Raw genomic sequence first — 16,142 nt, 5'->3', positions numbered from 1 at the left:
AGGGAATCCATCTCCCTGCATAATGCGCGGCCCGGTTCGCCGGGTTTGCAGTCAGCTGTATCACGGAACCTGTCGTGATTCCTTGTGAATCAACGACTTACAAGCCGGCACGGGCAGGACGGAAAGTGTGACTCCACGCGGGGTCGCCGCCCAGGCCAGTCATAGAAATCCGAAAGGACATCGCAATGCCCAAGATCAAGACCAATCGGGCGGCGGCCAAGCGCTTCCGGAAGACCGCTTCCGGCAAGTACAAGTGCGGCCACGCCAACAAGAGCCACATCCTCACCAAGAAGGCGACCAAGCGGAAGCGCAACCTGCGGCAGACGAACCATGTTCGTGCCGAGGACGCCGGCCGTCTGGACCGCATGCTTCCGTATTTGTGAGGAGACTGAAAAATGGCACGAGTTAAGCGTGGTGTGACGGCACGAGCCCGCCACAAGAAAATCCTGAAGCAGGCCAAGGGCTACTACAACGCCCGTCGCAAGGTCTTCCGCGTCGCCAAGCAGGCGGTGACGAAGGCCCTGCAGTACGCCTACATCGGTCGTAAGCAGAAGAAGCGCAATTTCCGTTCGCTGTGGATCACCCGCATCAATGCGGCGGCCCGCATCAACGGCATGAGCTACAGCCGTTTCATCAACGGCCTGCTGAAGGCCGGCATCACCCTCGACCGCAAGGTGCTGGCGGACATCGCCGTGCACGACGCGAAGGGTTTTGCGGCACTGGCAGAGAAGGCGAAGAGCGCACTCGCAGCGTAAGTTTGTTGCCCGGTTCCAAGGTGCGGCATTTCGCGCCTGGAATTGGAAACACGACTAAGTACACGCATGGGGAAGGGCGCAAGTCCTTCCCCATGTTTCGTTTTGGGAATTGTCATCCCGAGCGCAGCGAGGGATCTGCTTCTCGACGCGGCACAGCAGATCCCTCGCTGCGCTCGGGATGACACCTGAGGTGGCGAATGAGTGGAATCGAATCACTGACGCAGCAGGCACTGACCGACATCGCCGGGGCGGAAACGCCGGACGCGATCGAGGCATTGCGTGTCGCACTGCTCGGCAAGAACGGCAGCGTCACCGCCCAGCTCAAGCAGCTCGGCGCATTGCCGCCTGACCAGCGCAAGACAGCCGGCGAAGCGATCAACCAGGCGCGCGACGCGCTCACTGCGGCGCTGGGCGAACGCAAGGTCGTCCTGGAAGATGCTGCGCTCGACGCACGACTGGCGTCGGAATCCATCGACGTCACGCTGCCTGGCATCGATGCCACGCGCGGCGGCCTGCACCCGGTCAGCCGCACGATGGAACGCATCGCCGACATCTTCGGTCGCCTGGGCTACGAGCTCAGCAGCGGCCCGGAGATCGAGGACGACTGGCACAACTTCGAAGCCCTGAACTTCCCGCCGCACCATCCGGCGCGTGCGATGCACGACACGTTCTACTTCCCGCCCGACAGCAGTGGCGCCGCGCGCCTGCTGCGCACGCACACCTCGGGCGTGCAGGTGCGCTACATGCTCGACAGCGTGGCCGACAAGAGCGGGCCGCCCCTGCGCATGATCGCGCTGGGCAAGGTGTACCGCAGCGACAGCGACCAGACCCACACGCCTATGTTTCACCAGTGCGAAGGCCTGCTGGTCGACGAACACGCCAGCTTCGCCGACCTGAAGGGCACGCTCGCCGAATTCGTGCGCGCGTTCTTCGAGCGCGATTTCGAGATGCGCTTCCGTCCGAGCTATTTCCCCTTCACCGAGCCTTCGGCCGAAGTCGACATCGCCTGGCAGCAGCCGGATGGTTCGACACGCTGGCTCGAAGTGCTCGGTTGCGGCATGGTCCATCCGAACGTGCTGCGCAATGTCGGCATCGATCCGGAGAAGTACACCGGCTACGCCTTCGGCCTCGGCGTCGAGCGCTTCACGATGCTGCGCTACGGCGTCGACGACCTGCGCAGCTTCTTCGAGAACGACGTGCGGTTCCTGAAGCAGTTTGCGTGATTCCCTCGTTGTCCCGAGGGATGCGAGGGACTTGTTTGTGGACGCCTGAAGCAACAGCAGATCCCTCGCTGTGCTCGGGATGACAGTCATCTAGTTAGGTGTCAGTGGAATGAAATTCTCCGAGAACTGGCTGCGCCAGCATGTACCGACCGACGCGACGCGCGATGAGCTCGCAGCGACGCTGACCGCGATCGGCCTGGAAGTCGAAGACATGACGGTGCTGGGTGAGTCGCTCGACGGCGTGGTCGTCGCGCAGATCGTCAGTGCCGAAAAGCATCCCGAAGCCGACCGCCTGCAGGTCTGCCAGGTCGATACCGGCAACGGCATCGTGCAGATCGTCTGCGGCGCGCCCAACGCGCGCGCAGGCCTGAAGGCGCCGCTCGCCACCGTTGGCGCCAACCTGCCCGGCGGCATGGCGATCAAGGCCGCGAAGCTGCGCGGCGTCGAGTCGTTCGGCATGTTGTGTTCGGCGAAGGAACTCGGCGTCGACCCGGATGCCTCCGGCCTGCTCGAACTCGCGACCGATGCGCCCGTGGGCGCGAAACTGGCCGATTACCTCGGCCTGCCCGACGCCACCATCGAGCTGAAACTCACGCCCAATCGCGCCGACTGTTTCAGCGTGCGCGGCATCGCCTTCGACGTGGCGGCTGCGAAGGGTAGTGAAGTTGCGCCGTTCGATCCCGCGCCGGTAGTCGCGCAGAGCGAAGCAACGATGCAGGTCGAACTCAACGCCGGTGCCGACGCGCCGCGCTATCTGGGTCGCGTGATCGAAGGCATCGACGCCACCGCACCGACGCCTGCGTGGATGGCCGAACGCCTGCGTCGCAGCGGCGTCCGTCCGATCTCGTTGCTGGTCGATGTGACCCAGTACGTGATGCTGGAACTTGGCCAGCCGATGCACGCGTTCGATCGCGACATGCTCAGCGGCCCCGTTGGCGTGCGTCGCGCACGTGCAGGCGAGAGCGCGAAGCTGCTCGACGGACGTGATGCCGGGCTCGATCCCGAATTCCTCGTCATCACCGACGCCGACCGCGTTGTCGCGCTCGCCGGCCTGATGGGTGGCTTCGACACCCGCGTGACCGACGCGACGAAGCGCGTCTTCCTGGAATCCGCGCATTTCGCTCCCGACGCGATCATCGGTCGCGGCCGCAAGCTTGGCCTGCACACTGATGCGGCGCATCGTTTCGAACGCGGCGTGGATCCGGAGCTGCCGCGTGTCGCCATCGAATACGCCTCGAAGCTGATCATTGATGCCGCCGGTGGTGTGCCGGGTCCGGTCGTCGAAGCCGCGTTGCCGCAGCACCTGCCGCAGCCGCAGCCGATCCCGCTGCGCCGTACGCGGCTTGCCCGCGTCCTTGGCCTTGTCGTCGCGGATGCCGAGGTCGAACGCATCCTGCGCGCGCTTGGCCTCGCCGTGACGACCACGGCCGACGGTTGGAGCGTCACGCCGCCGAGCCGTCGTTTCGACATCGCGATCGAGGAAGACCTGATCGAGGAAATCGCGCGCATCCATGGTTACGACGCGATTCCGACCACGCTGCCGGCCGGGGCTTCTCGCCTCGTCGCACCGTCGGAAGGCCGCGTTGATGAGGCCACCGCGCGTCGCCAGCTGGCCGCTCGTGATTATCTGGAAGCCGTGAACTACGCCTTCGTCGACGCCGACCTGCTCGCGAAATGGGGCAAGACCGACGGCGAAGTGCCGTTGGCCAATCCGCTCAGCGCCGAACTCGGCGTGATGCGCACGTCGCTGCTGCCGGGACTGGTCGCTGCGCTCGCGCGCAATGCCGCACGCCAGCAGTCGCGCGTACGCCTGTTCGAGCTGGGCAATGTCTTCGCCGCCAATCCCGACGGCGCGCCGCTGGAGACCCAGCGCATCGCGGCTGCAGCCTGCGGCGCGGTCGATGGCGAGCAGTGGTCGGCCAAGTCGCACGCCGTCGGCTTCCATGACCTGAAGGGCGATCTCGACAGCCTGGCCGCACTCGCCGGCGCCGGACTCGAATACCGTCCGTCGCAGCCGGCCTGGGCGCACCCCGGTCGTTCCGCCGACGTCTTCCGTACTGATGGAAGCGGCGACGGCGTGAAGCTTGGCTGGATCGGCCAGCTGCACCCCCGCCTGCAGCGGGCGCTGGACCTGGATGCTGACGTGGTCGCCTTCGAGCTGGACCTCGCGCCGCTGTTCAACCGCGCGATTCCGCGTGCGACCAGCCTGTCGCGGTTCCCGTCCGTCCGTCGCGACCTCGCGTTCGTCGTCGCCGAAAACACCCCCTGGGCTGCCGTCTCAGCAATCGTGAGACAAGCGGCGGGCCCGTCCCTGCGCGATCTGCTGCTGTTTGACCGCTATGTCGGCAAGGGCGTTGAAACGGGTTTCAAGAGTCTGGCTATGGGCTTGATTCTGCAGGAAGATTCCCGCACCCTGAATGACCGCGACGTGGATACGGTAGTGGATGCGGTGATCACCGCGCTCCAGGCTGAACACGGTGCAGCGATACGTAGCTGAAGCAGCAGTTGAGGTTGAGACAGATGGCACTGACCAAGGCCGAGATGGCGGAACGCCTGTTCGACGAAGTCGGACTGAACAAGCGTGAGGCCAAGGAATTCGTCGACGCGTTCTTCGACGCGTTGCGCGAGGCCCTGGAACACGGACGGCAGGTCAAGCTGTCCGGCTTCGGCAATTTCGACCTGCGCCGCAAGAACCAGCGGCCCGGGCGCAACCCGAAGACCGGCGAGGAAATCCCGATTTCCGCACGCACGGTCGTCACCTTCCGCACGGGCCAGAAACTCAAGGAACGTGTGGAAGCCTTCGCCGGGAGGTAATTCGTGCTGGATCCGGGCAGTAACCGCGAACTTCCGCCGATCCCGGCGAAGCGCTACTTCACCATCGGTGAGGTCAGCGAGCTGTGCGACGTCAAGCCGCACGTGCTGCGCTATTGGGAAACCGAATTCCCGATGCTCAGCCCGGTCAAGCGCCGCGGCAACCGCCGCTATTACCAGCGCCACGAAGTCCTCATGGTGCGCCAGATCCGCGGCCTGCTGTACGAGCAGGGCTACACCATCGGCGGCGCGCGCCTGCGCCTGGAAGGCGATTCGGCGAAGGAAGAATCGGCGCTGAGCTCGCAGATCATCCGGCAGGTGCGGATGGAACTGGAGGAAGTCCTTCAGCTACTGCGCAGGTAAAGCCAGCGTCTGCATTTCCTGGCGCGCTGCGGCGCGTTGGACAGTTCGGCAATCGGGCCTAGTCTGCTGCGCGGTCGCGGCGCGCTTCCGCCGCGATCACGACAGCGGCTATACTTGCCGCCCCGCTTCAGCCAGCAACACCAGTAATTCTTCGGGGTATAGCGCAGCCTGGTAGCGCATCTGCCTGGGGGGCAGAGGGTCGTCGGTTCGAATCCGGCTACCCCGACCAATTCGTAGAACCGCAGCGCCCGGCCTAGCCGGGCGTTGTCGTTTTCGCGCTTCGCGCTGCGGCGTCCTGCCGAGGGATGAACTTGAAGGCCCACGCGGGTGTCAGTGCCTGCGGTGCCTCGACCGGGGCCACAAGGAGAGCAACGGATGCGAATGAGTAGTTGCATGGGCGCACTGGCGTGCCTGCTGGCGATCACCGAGGCAAGCGCGCCCGCCATGGCGCAGCAGGCCGCGTCGCTGGAAAGCGTGCAAAGCGAAGCGCCACGGCGGGAAAGTTCGCGGCAGCCGGATGGCGTCGCGTCCCCGGCTTCTTCGCTCCCGATCCGTGACGAGGCAGCGGTAGTCGTCACCGGCAAGTTGCCCGGCCCGGGAATGTGGAAGGTGTCGCGCGGCGATCACGTGATGCACGTGCTGGGCACGGTGTCGCCGCTGCCGAAACGGATGGAGTGGCTCGCGCGTGATGTCGAGGGCGTGCTGGCGCAATCGGGCGAGGTCGTGTTCGCGCCGAGCTACATGGTCGACACCGACCTGGGCTTCTTCGGCAAGCTCACCCTGCTGCCTTCGCTGATCGGCGTACGCAGGAATCCCGACAAGAAGCTGCTTGCCGACGTGGTTCCGCCTGCGTCGTATGCGCGCTGGCTCGTGCTCAAGCAGCGTTACATCGGTCGCGATGGCGACGTCGAGAAGATGCGTCCGATCTTCGCCGCGAACGAGCTGTACCGCGCCGCCATCGAAGACAGCGGCCTCAGCGGCAAGCGCATCGTTTCGCCGGTCGTGGAAGCGGCAATCAAGGCGCATGACATCAAGCGCACGGAGCCGCAGGTGAAGGTCGTGTTGAAGGACCCGAAGCGGGCGCTGAAGGAGTTCCGCGCGGAATCGCTGGACGACCTAGGGTGCTTCGACGCGATGCTGGAGAACCTGGAGGCCGACGTCGGCCGTATGGCCGAGCGCGCAAACGCCTGGGCTGTCGGCGACATCGAGACCTTGCGCGCGGTGCCGCTGGGCGAGCAGTATCGTGCCTGCCAGAGCGCGCTTATGCAGGCCGCCGTCGCGCAGAAGAACGGACTGAGCAATGCCGAAGCCGAAACCCGGCAGGCTTGGGTCGAAGCCGTGGAAGCCGCCATCGCGGCGAACAAGGTCAGCTTCGCGATGGTGCCGATGACCGAACTGCTGGCGCCAGACGGCTATCTGGCAGCGTTGCAGGCGAAGGGGTATCTCGTCGAGACGCCCTGACGCGTGGTGATCCGGCCGTCGCGTGCAATGCCGGCCGGAATTCCTACGTCGCGACGACCTGCAACTGGATGCCCAGGCCCGCCAGGTCCTCGGGTTCGCCTAGCAGGTCCGCCTTCACCAGCGGGCGCGCATCCAGCCACTTCTTCGACACGCCCAGCGTCAGCGTGCTGCCGTCGGCCTTCAGGTCCAGTCGCGGGATTTCGCCGTTCTCGTGCGAGCGATGCAACAGCACCGCCAGGCGCAGCAGCGCGGCGCCGCGGCGTGCCGACGTCAGCAGGCGGTCGGGCAGGGCGTCAAACGCGGACTTCGGAATGCCACGCCGATGCGTGCGCACCAACGCGGCGAGGAAACGCTGCTGCTGCTGCGAGAAGCCTGCGATGTCGGAGTTTTCGATCACGTAGGCGCTGTGCACGTGGTACTGGCTGTGCGCGATCACCAGCCCGAGTTCGTGCAGGCGTGCGGCGCGCGCGAGCATCAGGCGGTCGTCGCCATCCAGCGACCAGGGCTTGGCGACCTGGTCGAACATCCGCAGCAGCGACGTCTCGACCCGCGTCGCCTGCTTCTTGTCGATGGCGTAGCGCACCATCAGTGCGTCGACCGATGCATCTCGCGGATCGTGTTCACCACCGCGACCGAGCATGTCGTACAGCACGCCTTCGCGCATCGCGGCTTTGCTTACTGCCATGCGCTGCAGGCCCAGCGCCGCGAAGGCCGCTTCCAGCACCAGGATGCCGCCGGCGATGATGGGCCGACGTTCCGAAGACAGGCCCGGCAGTTCAATGTCCTCGATGCGGTCCGCCTGCAGCAGGCGGTCGCGCACCTGCGGCAATGCTTCCGCGGTGACGGCGCCCTTGGTGAGCTTCATCGCCGCGCAGATGTCGCCGATCGCCTTGTTGGTGCCGGACGAGCCGATCACCTCGTGCCAGCCGAGCGCGCGGTAGGTGCCGGTGAACTGCTGGAATTCCGCGGTGACTTCGGTCAGCGCCTCCTTCCACTTCTTCTTTGAGAGCTTGCCGCTGGGGAAGAAGCGTCGCGTGCTGGCGATGCAGCCCAGCTGCAGGCTCTCGCGTTCGATCGCTTCGAAGCCCGAGCCGATGATGCACTCGGTGGAGCCGCCGCCGATGTCGATGACGAGACGCAGCTCGCCGGGCTTCGACGGCTGCGCATGGGCGACGCCGAGGTAGATCAGGCGTGCTTCTTCGCGGCCGGCAACGACTTCGATCGCGTGGCCCAGCGCGGCTTCGGCCGGCAGCAGGAAGCCCTGCGGCTGCGCCAGCCTGCGTACGGTATTGGTGGCAATCGCACGGATGCGCTGCGGTGGGATGTCGCGCACGCGCTGGCCGAAGCGGGCCAGGCAATCGACCGCGCGCTGGCGCACCGCCGGGTCCAGCCCGCCGCGCGCATCCAGGCCTTCGGCCATGCGCACGGTTTCGCGCAGGCGGTCCACGATGCGCAGTTGTCCGAGCAGGTACTGCGCCACGACCATGTGGAAGCTGTTCGATCCCAGGTCGATGGCCGCGAGCATGTCGCCGTCTTCCAGGGGAAGGCGGGTGCTCGGATAGAGATCATTCATGCGTACATGATCCCATGATGCATGCGGCCCTGGTACGAGTGGCTGCGAGGCCCGCCGGCATGTTATTAGGGCCGGCGGAGCGGAATGCGTCCTTGCGTCGTTCGTGGTTGCGAAGCGTCCGATGGGAGGCGAAGCAGGTGCAAGGCGTGCAGGCCACGCATAACCAGCGAGCGTTGGCCCAGGAAAGGTCATGACAGCCCAGCTTTTGATCGTCATTCCCGCGAAGGCGGGAAACGCCCTTCAACAGCCGAAGGCTGGTCATCCAGTGTCTACGCAATAAAGCCGCTGGATCCCCGCCTTCGCGGGGATGACGGCAACTAACCCTCCTAGCTGCAGATTTTCGCCAGCAATGCCATCTGCGCCGAATGCGCGGGCACGCCCGGTTCCCGTACCCGGCGCTCGTAGCTGCCATCGGTGTGCAGTTCCCACGCGCTGACGTTGTCGATCAGGTAGTTCGCCAGTGCTTCGTCGAACACGCGTTTGCCCAGCTCCGGATCGATCAGCGGGAACGCGGTTTCCACGCGGCGCAGCAGGTTGCGTTCCAGCCAGTCGGCACTGGAGCAGAACATATCCGGCGCGCCGTCGTTGGCGAACCAGTAGACGCGGTGGTGTTCCAGGAAGCGACCGACGATCGAACGCACGCGGATGTTGTCGGATACGCCCGGCACGCCGGGACGCAGCGTGCATGCGCCACGCACGATCAGGTCGATCTGCACGCCGGCCTGCGATGCCTGGTACAGCGCGCGCACCACTTGCGGTTCGTTCAACGCGTTCATCTTGGCGACGATGCGCGCGGGCTTTCCGGCCTTCGCGTTCTTCGTCTCGCGGTCGATGCGCTTGAGCACGCCCGCGTGCAACGTGAAGGGCGACTGCAGCAGGCGCTTGAGCTTCACCGCCGGCGCCAGGCCGGAGATCTGCTGGAAGATCTGGTGAACGTCGCTGCCGATGTCCGCGTCGGCGGTGATCAGACCGAAGTCGGTGTACACCCGCGCGGTGCCGCTGTGGTAGTTGCCGGTGCCCATGTGCACGTAACGGCGCAGCTTGCGGCCTTCGCGACGCACGATCAGCAGCATCTTCGCGTGGGTCTTGTAGCCCACCACGCCATACACGACCTGCACGCCAGCATCCTGCAGTCGGTCCGCGAGGCCGAGGTTGGCTTCCTCATCGAAGCGCGCGCGCAGCTCGACCACGACGGTGACGTCCTTGCCGTTGCGTGCGGCCTGCACCAGATGGTCGACGATCGGCGATTCCTTGCCGGTGCGGTACAGCGTCTGCTTGATCGCGAGGACGTTCGGATCCTCGGCGGCCTGCTTGATCAGTTCCAGCACCGGCACGAACGAATCGAACGGATGGTGCAGCAGCACGTCGCGCTCGCCGACCATGTCGAACATCGCTTCGATACCGGGCAACACGCGCTGCTGGAACGGCGGGAATTTCAGGTCCGCGCGCTGCACCAGGTCATACACCTGGATCACACGGTTGAGGTTGACCGGCCCGTTGATGCGGTAGACCGCGTTCTCCGGCAGGTCGAAGTTCTCCAGCAGCGTGCGCACGATGTGTTTCGGGCACTGTTCGGCGATCTCCAGTCGCACCGCGCGCAGGTAGCCGCGGCCGGCGAGCTCGTCGCGCAGGGCGAGCGCGATGTTGTCGACTTCTTCCTCGTCGACCAGCAGTTCGGAGTTGCGCGTGACGCGGAACTGGTAGGCGCCCTCGACCTTCATGCCGGGGAAGAGCTCGTCGACGAACGCCGACAGCACCGCCGACAGGAACACGAAGTCGTGCGGGCCGCCGGACACGTCTTCCGGCAGCTGGATGATGCGCGGCAGCGAACGCGGCGCGCGCACGATCGCCAGGTTGCCGGCCCGGCCGAATGCATCGCGGCCCTTCAGCACGACGACGATGTTCAGCGACTTGTTGAGGATCTTCGGGAACGGGTGCGCGGGATCGAGGCCGAGCGGCGACAGCACCGGCATGATTTCCTCGCGGAAATAGGTGCGCAGCCATTCCTTCTGCGGTTCGCTCCACGCATCGCGGTGGAGGACGCGCACGCCGGCATCATCCAGTGCCGGACGCAAGGTGTCGTTCCAGCACTCGTATTGCGCCGCCACGAGATCCGCGGCGCGGTCATGGATGCGGTTGAGTACCGTGGCCGGCAGCTGCCCGTCCGCACCCGGTGGCAGGCCCAGGTCCTGGGCGTGCCGCAGCGTGCCCGCGCGGATCTCGAAGAACTCATCCAGGTTGGTGCAGGAAATGCACAGGTAGCGCAGTCGCTCGAGAAGCGGGATCGACGGGTCCTGCGCCTGCGCGAGCACGCGGAAGTTGAAGTCCAGCTGCGACAGCTCGCGGTTGAAGTACAGCGCGTTGTCGCGCAGCGGATCGGTCTCAGGGCCGGCTTCGAAGGCACCGGCGTTGGCGGCGGGAATCACGGTGACGTTGGCCGCGGGTTTCATGGCAGTGCAGCTCTCACGTCGAAGGCATCCAGTGTGTCGCGCGGTCGGACGCGCTCGGGGCCGAAATGGCAGGAGAAAGTGCTGCCGCGTCCGACTTCGCTGGCGATCTCAAGGTGTGCCTGGTGCAGGTTGAGCACGTGCTTGACGATCGACAAGCCCAGGCCGGTGCCGCCACTTTCGCGCGAACGGCTGTTGGAGACGCGGTAGAAACGTTCGGTGATGCGCGGGAGGTGTGCGGCGGGAATGCCGTAACCGGAGTCCACGACCTCCAGGATCACGCCGACATCCTTCGCCAATGCGCCGATGCTGAGGCGTTCGGGCTGGTCGTTGCGCAAGCGGATGGTGATGTGGCCACCGGCCGGCGTGTAGCGGATCGCGTTACTCACCAGGTTGGAGAATGCGCTGTGCAGCTCCTTGTTGGAGCCGTGCAGGTCGACGCCGGCACTGTCCTCGACGCGGATTTCGTGGCGACCCTGGCTCAGGGCAACGGCTTCACGCCGCAACGTGTTGAGCATGGACGACATGGCGACGGTTTCCTCGTTCGCCAGGTGGTCGGCCGATTCCAGTCGCGACAGCATCAGCAGGTCTTCGACCAGTTGGGTCATGCGCTGCGACTGGCGCTGCATTTCCGCCAGCATCGGCGCCCAGTCGGGATGCTCGGTGGGATCGAGCATATCCAGGTAGCCATGCACCACGGTCAGCGGCGTGCGCAGTTCATGCGAGACATTGGCGACGAAATCACGGCGCATCTGTTCCAGCTGCAGCAGGCGGGTGACGTCGCGCGCGAGCAGCAGCCATAGGTCGTCGGAATAGGGGATCAGGCGCAGGCTCAGCGTGATCGTACTATTCCACGGCGAGGAGACTTCCAGCGGCTCGGCGTTGCGACCCGCGGCCAGCCAATGCGACAGCTGCAGCGGTTGCAGGCGATCGGCGACCGGCGCACCGATGTCGCGCGGATGCTGCAGGTCGAGCAGGTCGTGGGCGGCCTGGTTGAACCACTGGATGCGCTGGCTGTTGCGTTCGACCACGACGATCGCGTCGGGCAGCGCGGCGGCGGCGGCGCGATAGGCGCGCAGCATCTCGATCAGGCGACGCTTGCGGCTGCGCATCTCCTGCTGGCCGCGATAGAGCAGGCGGTCGAGTTCGTTCCAGGTGCCTTCGCCCAGCGGCGGGGTGTGGCGCTGGCGCGCGGTCAATCGGATCAGCAGCTTGCGCAGGCGCCAGTAGTGCCAGGCGACGACGCCCAGTGCGGCCAGCGTGATGACGGGCCACGGGTTGCCGATCAGCACGCCGATCACGCCTGCGGCAACCAGGACCAGGGCAAGCTGACCGAGGGTGCGGAACCAGGCAGTGCGGGCGCGGGGGGGCATGGGGGACCGGGGTGATGGGTTGGGATGACCAGCCTGCGGCTGATGGAAGTACGGGGCAGGTGCTGCGGGCGGAGATTGGACGTTCGGGGCTGGGCTTCGGATCAGGCCCGAAAATCTGTCATCCCGAGCGTAGCGAGGGATCTGCTTTTGTTCCACCGCAGCGAAACAGATCCCTCGCCACGCTCGAGATGACATTCCTGTAATCCCGACTCCTGCATTTCCCGACGCTCCATTCGCCCCATCTGGCAGCGGATTCTCCGCTGCGTCCGGGAACCTCCACTATTCCCGATCCGGCCTGCCCGATCCGGTCAGCCGCTCACGCTTCCACGGAAGCGGAGAACCGGTACCCCGCGCCGCGCACGGTCTGCACCATGCCGTCGAGCAGGTGCGGTTCGAGCGTCTTGCGCAGGCGGCGGATGTGCACGTCGACGGTGCGTTCCTCGACGTACACGCTGCCGCCCCAGACGTGGTCCAGCAGCTGCGTGCGCGAATACACGCGCTCAGGATGGGTCATGAAGAAATGCAGCAGGCGGTATTCGGTCGGACCGATCTGCACCGGCTGTTCGCTGCCATCGGTATGGGCGAAGACGCGGTGCGCGGCGCCGTCGATGCGCAGCGGACCGACGCCGACGCTGCCGTCCTCGTCGTCCTCGCGCGATCGGCGCAGGACGGCGCGGATGCGGGCTAGCAGTTCGCGGGCGGAGAAGGGCTTGACGACGTAGTCGTCGACGCCGGCTTCCAGCCCGCCGACCCGGTCGTTCTCCTCGCCGCGGGCGGTGAGCATGATGATCGGGACCTCGCGGGTCAGCTGTTCCTTGCGCCAGCGGCGGGCGAGCTCCAGGCCGCTGGTGCCGGGCAGCATCCAGTCGAGCAGGATCAGGTCGGGGACGCGGTCGGCGATGGCCGCCTGGGCCTCGCGGGCGTCGCCGGCATGGACCGGGTCGTATTCACCCTTGCGCAGGGCGAAGGAGACCATGTCGCGGATGGCGGGTTCGTCTTCAACGATGAGAATGCGCTTCTGCACGGGTCACCAGGGTCGGGCCAGGCGGGGGAACCTGAAACCGCGTCAGTACACTACCGTTTTGTGACTGGGGCGTGACACCGCCCTTCGGCAGGATCGAAGCGGCTGGACTGCGAGTGCCGCGGCCGCGGGCCAGCCAAATGTCGAACAAGAGCGCTGAAACGGAGTCGGCGCCCGGCTGGAAAAGGGTTTCGGGCAACCGGAATAGATGCGAACGAGCGAAAAATGGTCGTTGGCGACCAACCGGTTGTGAGCGAGCGAAAAATGGTTGCGGCCAGCAGGAGCTGCGGCAAACGACCAAAAAAAGATTCGGCAGGTCTCATCCTTCAGCCAAGTACGCCGGGCGCCTGATGAAGACGGTTTCCCGGTAGTTCGGTGGGAGATCGGCGCTACTTCCGCCTCAGGTCCTCGTCCCGGATCCCCTGTCGCTTCAGTTCCAGCACCGTCGGCGTGATCGCGGCGATGCGGGCGTCGATTCGCGCCCGGGCGTAGTAATCCAGGTCCTGGCGCTTCTTCAGGGTGTTCAGCTGGACCAGTGCCTGCTCGGCTCGACCGTTCAGGTAGGCGGCCTCGGCGTAGGCCTCGCCAGCGCGGACCGGGTCGCCGGCGATCTCGCAGGCGCGGGCGAAAACCTGCTGGAACTCCGGATCCTCGGAAGACTGTCCCAGCAGCGGTCGCAGCACGGCCTGGGCGCGCTTGCCCGCTTCGGGCTTGTTGCGCTCGGCCAGCACGCGGGCGTAGGTGAGGGCGGCAGGCCGGTTATGCGGCGTTGAACGCAGGACGCCTTCGAACAGGCTGTCGGCGGCCACACCTTGCCCGCTGCGGGCTTTCGCCTCGCCCAGGCCGAGTGTCAGCCACAGGTTGCCGGGGTGTTTTGACAGCAGTTCTTCCAGCACCGTTGCCGCCGCAGCTCCTTCGTTCGAGCGGAGCTTTGCGATGGCCAAGCCGTAGCGCTGGGCTTCGTCCAGCGACTTGGCCTTGGCCATGCGTTCGTACTCGCGAACGGCATCGCCGGCGCTGTCCGCGCTGAGCACGCGCATGCGTTCGCGGGCATACGCGAACTGCCCGGTATCGCCGGACGCCAGCGTGGTGATCTTCAGGCCGCCCGGCAGCATCGGATTGTCCGAGCCGCCGACGTCCCCGTTGAAGGTCCCCGGCGTGCGTGCGATCTGCTCCGCACGTGCTTTTGCTTCGCTGATACGGGTGGTGGTGACCGGGTGGGTCATCAGCCAGTCGGGCGATTCGCCGTAGAAATTGGCGCGGTTGGCGCGATTGCGCGCGTTGAGTTTTTCGAAGAAGCCCGCCATCGCCGTGGTGTCGTAGTGGCTGCGGGCGAGGGTCTGGATGCCGATACGGTCGGCTTCGGATTCGTTGGAACGGGTGTAGTCCAGCTGCCGTTGCTGGGCGAGCGCCATCGCGGACGTGATGACCGCCTGCGCGGCGTCGTCGGAGGAGTTGCCGTTGCTGGATTGCGAGATCGCGATCGCGCCCAGCATCGCCAGCAGGATCGGGATCTGGTCCTTCTGCGCGCGTTCGACCGCGCGCAGCGTGTGCTGCTGGGTGACGTGGGCGATTTCGTGCGAGAGCACGGCGGCGACTTCGTCCTCGCGTTCGGCGGCGAGCACCAGCCCGGTATTCACGCCGATGTAGCCGCCCAAGGTGGCGAACGCGTTGATCTGGCGTTCGCGCAGCATGAAGAAGGTGAAGGCGTGCTGCGGCTTGTCGCTGCTGGCCACCAGGCGGCTGCCCATGGTGTCCAGCCAACTGGCGATCAGTGGGTCTTCCAGCGTGTAGTCGTAGTGGCGCAGCTGGGCCAGCATCATGCTGCCGTACTCACGTTCCTGCTTCGGCGTGATCAGTTCGCCGGCCGAGGAACCAATGTCGGGCAGTCGGGAGTCCTGCGCGCTGGCGCAGATGCTGGCGAGGGCGAAAGTCATCGCGGCCGAGAGCAGGGCGACTTTGAGCTGGATGGTTCGACGCAAGCGGCAAGTCCTCGGGCGTGCGGAGCGGGGTAGTTCAGAACGAGCAGGGGCAGGATGCGGGGTCGATGGGGCGACGGCGTGAACCGCGGGTTAAGGATCGCGGGTCGACTTGTTCGGGCAGGAATCCGTAGCGCGATCGCACCGTTCCATGCCCGGGGTGGAAATGCCGGGCCGGCGAGCCCATATTTCAGACCCTCGCGACACCGCCAAGTTTCCGGAGACCCAGTCTTGAGCGTTCCGAACATTCTCATCTATACGACGGCGATCTGCCCTTATTGCGTCGCCGCCAAGAACTTCCTCAAGAGCAAGGGCCAGGCCTGGACCGAGGTTCGCGTGGACCAGGATCCCGCCGAGCGCGAAAAGATGCTCGCCCGCACCCGGCGCACCAGCGTCCCGCAGATCTTCATCGGCGAGACCCACGTCGGCGGCTACGACGACATGATCGCGCTGCATCGAGCGGGAGGCCTGGAGCCGCTGCTGGCGGGTGCGTAGGGCGGGTTTTGACCCGCCATTGAACGCGGCTCCACACGATCGCGCGAGCTGCGCGGTTTCGGACTTCAACCAACAGCCGGCGGGCCAAGGCCCGCATCAGACTTCAACACAGCCGGCGGGCCATGGCCCGCCCCAGGGATTTCCCGGTGAGTGAAAACAACGATGACCGCGTCGCGCAGTTCACGGCGTTCCGCAAGCGCATGAACGAACGCATCCTCGCCGAACCCAACCAGGTCGTACGGCGCTTCTTCGCGCTGGACACGCAGACCTACCAGGCCGGCGCGCTCGACGTGAAGACCAAGGAGCTGCTGGGGCTGGTGGCATCGTTGGTGCTGCGTTGCGACGACTGCATCGCCTACCACGTCGCCCAGTGCAAGGAAGCCGGCGTCAACCGCGACGAGATGTTCGAGGCCTTCTCGGTGGGGTTGGTGGTCGGCGGTTCGATCGTCATCCCGCACCTGCGCCGGGCGGTGGATTTCCTGGACCAGCTGGAGTCCGGAAACGCGGGTTCCCCGGACGCCCATGACCATGGCTGATGCCCTCGCGGCGTACGGTGCCGCACGGCATCTGACATAATTACAGGTTCTAAGCTCCCCTTGGATGCCACGCTAGATGCGTGGCGTCGGCCTGTCTGGAACCAG

14 protein-coding genes and 1 tRNA gene are annotated in these 16,142 nt (G+C 65.8%); 10 read left to right on the top strand and 5 right to left on the bottom strand.

Features of this window, described 5'->3' with window-relative positions:
- Window positions 1-185 precede the first annotated feature (185 nt).
- The 8 genes from rpmI to ACYVD7_RS14510 all read left to right on the top strand — a co-directional run bounded on the left by rpmI (window position 186) and on the right by ACYVD7_RS14510 (window position 6,613).
- Window positions 186-383 (top strand): 50S ribosomal protein L35, encoded by a 198-nt coding sequence (gene rpmI, locus ACYVD7_RS14545; RefSeq protein ID WP_027083463.1) that lies wholly within the window; start codon window positions 186-188, stop codon window positions 381-383.
- Window positions 384-395: 12 nt separating this feature from the next.
- On the top strand, window positions 396-755 hold the full coding sequence (rplT, locus tag ACYVD7_RS14540) for a 50S ribosomal protein L20 (protein ID WP_207525558.1): 360 nt from the start codon (window positions 396-398) through the stop codon (window positions 753-755).
- Between the two features lie 197 nt (window positions 756-952).
- Window positions 953-1,978: a phenylalanine--tRNA ligase subunit alpha gene (pheS, locus tag ACYVD7_RS14535; RefSeq protein WP_460764623.1), complete on the top strand. Its 1,026-nt coding sequence runs from the start codon at window positions 953-955 to the stop codon at window positions 1,976-1,978.
- Window positions 1,979-2,087: 109 nt separating this feature from the next.
- Window positions 2,088-4,475, top strand: coding sequence for a phenylalanine--tRNA ligase subunit beta (gene pheT, locus ACYVD7_RS14530; RefSeq protein WP_460764621.1), 2,388 nt, complete (start codon window positions 2,088-2,090; stop codon window positions 4,473-4,475).
- A gap of 23 nt (window positions 4,476-4,498) precedes the next feature.
- A complete protein-coding gene (locus ACYVD7_RS14525; RefSeq protein WP_460764619.1) occupies window positions 4,499-4,792 on the top strand; it encodes an integration host factor subunit alpha in 294 nt (97 codons plus the stop codon).
- A 3-nt stretch (window positions 4,793-4,795) separates the two neighbouring features.
- Complete coding sequence (locus ACYVD7_RS14520; protein WP_460764617.1) at window positions 4,796-5,152, top strand: MerR family transcriptional regulator; 357 nt, start codon at window positions 4,796-4,798, stop codon at window positions 5,150-5,152.
- A 152-nt stretch (window positions 5,153-5,304) separates the two neighbouring features.
- Window positions 5,305-5,381 (top strand) — tRNA-Pro (locus ACYVD7_RS14515).
- Window positions 5,382-5,533: 152 nt separating this feature from the next.
- Window positions 5,534-6,613, top strand: coding sequence for a TraB/GumN family protein (locus ACYVD7_RS14510; RefSeq protein ID WP_460764615.1), 1,080 nt, complete (start codon window positions 5,534-5,536; stop codon window positions 6,611-6,613).
- 43 nt (window positions 6,614-6,656) lie between these two features.
- Here ACYVD7_RS14510 and ppx read toward each other — a convergent pair whose 3' ends face one another.
- From ppx to ACYVD7_RS14485, 5 genes are all read right to left on the bottom strand, one after another.
- Window positions 6,657-8,186 (bottom strand): exopolyphosphatase, encoded by a 1,530-nt coding sequence (gene ppx, locus ACYVD7_RS14505; protein WP_460764613.1) that lies wholly within the window; start codon window positions 8,184-8,186, stop codon window positions 6,657-6,659.
- Between the two features lie 326 nt (window positions 8,187-8,512).
- Window positions 8,513-10,636 (bottom strand): polyphosphate kinase 1, encoded by a 2,124-nt coding sequence (gene ppk1, locus ACYVD7_RS14500; RefSeq protein ID WP_460764611.1) that lies wholly within the window; start codon window positions 10,634-10,636, stop codon window positions 8,513-8,515.
- On the bottom strand, window positions 10,633-12,006 hold the full coding sequence (gene phoR, locus ACYVD7_RS14495; RefSeq protein ID WP_460764609.1) for a phosphate regulon sensor histidine kinase PhoR: 1,374 nt from the start codon (window positions 12,004-12,006) through the stop codon (window positions 10,633-10,635). The genes ppk1 and phoR overlap by 4 nt, the downstream gene beginning before the upstream one ends.
- A gap of 316 nt (window positions 12,007-12,322) precedes the next feature.
- Window positions 12,323-13,030, bottom strand: a complete 708-nt coding sequence (gene phoB / locus ACYVD7_RS14490; RefSeq protein WP_460764607.1) for a phosphate regulon transcriptional regulator PhoB — start codon at window positions 13,028-13,030, stop codon at window positions 12,323-12,325.
- A 386-nt stretch (window positions 13,031-13,416) separates the two neighbouring features.
- The gene (locus ACYVD7_RS14485) at window positions 13,417-14,964 is read right to left on the bottom strand and encodes a M48 family metalloprotease (protein WP_460764725.1); all 1,548 of its coding nucleotides are present in this window, start codon (window positions 14,962-14,964) and stop codon (window positions 13,417-13,419) included.
- Between the two features lie 273 nt (window positions 14,965-15,237).
- Between ACYVD7_RS14485 and grxC the strand changes: the two genes are divergently transcribed.
- Both grxC and ACYVD7_RS14475 read left to right on the top strand, forming a co-directional pair.
- Window positions 15,238-15,501, top strand: a complete 264-nt coding sequence (gene grxC / locus ACYVD7_RS14480) for a glutaredoxin 3 (RefSeq protein ID WP_460764605.1) — start codon at window positions 15,238-15,240, stop codon at window positions 15,499-15,501.
- Window positions 15,502-15,701: 200 nt separating this feature from the next.
- Window positions 15,702-16,037, top strand: a complete 336-nt coding sequence (locus ACYVD7_RS14475) for a carboxymuconolactone decarboxylase family protein (RefSeq protein WP_460764723.1) — start codon at window positions 15,702-15,704, stop codon at window positions 16,035-16,037.
- Window positions 16,038-16,142 lie beyond the last annotated feature (105 nt).

It is taken from the genome of Lysobacter fragariae (assembly GCF_054779775.1).
Note: the sequence above shows the minus strand (reverse complement) of the source record. Positions and strands in the feature narration are given on the sequence as shown.

What these genes read in the sequence shown, in the direction of transcription:
- rpmI (WP_027083463.1), top strand. Translation starts at nt 186, where the DNA reads ATGCCCAAGATCAAGACCAATCGGGCGGCGGCCAAGCGCTTCCGGAAG.
- rplT (WP_207525558.1), top strand. Translation starts at nt 396, where the DNA reads ATGGCACGAGTTAAGCGTGGTGTGACGGCACGAGCCCGCCACAAGAAA.
- pheS (WP_460764623.1), top strand. Translation starts at nt 953, where the DNA reads ATGAGTGGAATCGAATCACTGACGCAGCAGGCACTGACCGACATCGCC.
- pheT (WP_460764621.1), top strand. Translation starts at nt 2,088, where the DNA reads ATGAAATTCTCCGAGAACTGGCTGCGCCAGCATGTACCGACCGACGCG.
- ACYVD7_RS14525 (WP_460764619.1), top strand. Translation starts at nt 4,499, where the DNA reads ATGGCACTGACCAAGGCCGAGATGGCGGAACGCCTGTTCGACGAAGTC.
- ACYVD7_RS14510 (WP_460764615.1), top strand. Translation starts at nt 5,534, where the DNA reads ATGAGTAGTTGCATGGGCGCACTGGCGTGCCTGCTGGCGATCACCGAG.
- ppx (WP_460764613.1), bottom strand. Translation starts at nt 8,186, where the DNA reads ATGAATGATCTCTATCCGAGCACCCGCCTTCCCCTGGAAGACGGCGAC.
- ppk1 (WP_460764611.1), bottom strand. Translation starts at nt 10,636, where the DNA reads ATGAAACCCGCGGCCAACGTCACCGTGATTCCCGCCGCCAACGCCGGT.
- phoR (WP_460764609.1), bottom strand. Translation starts at nt 12,006, where the DNA reads ATGCCCCCCCGCGCCCGCACTGCCTGGTTCCGCACCCTCGGTCAGCTT.
- ACYVD7_RS14485 (WP_460764725.1), bottom strand. Translation starts at nt 14,964, where the DNA reads ATGACTTTCGCCCTCGCCAGCATCTGCGCCAGCGCGCAGGACTCCCGA.
- ACYVD7_RS14475 (WP_460764723.1), top strand. Translation starts at nt 15,702, where the DNA reads ATGAACGAACGCATCCTCGCCGAACCCAACCAGGTCGTACGGCGCTTC.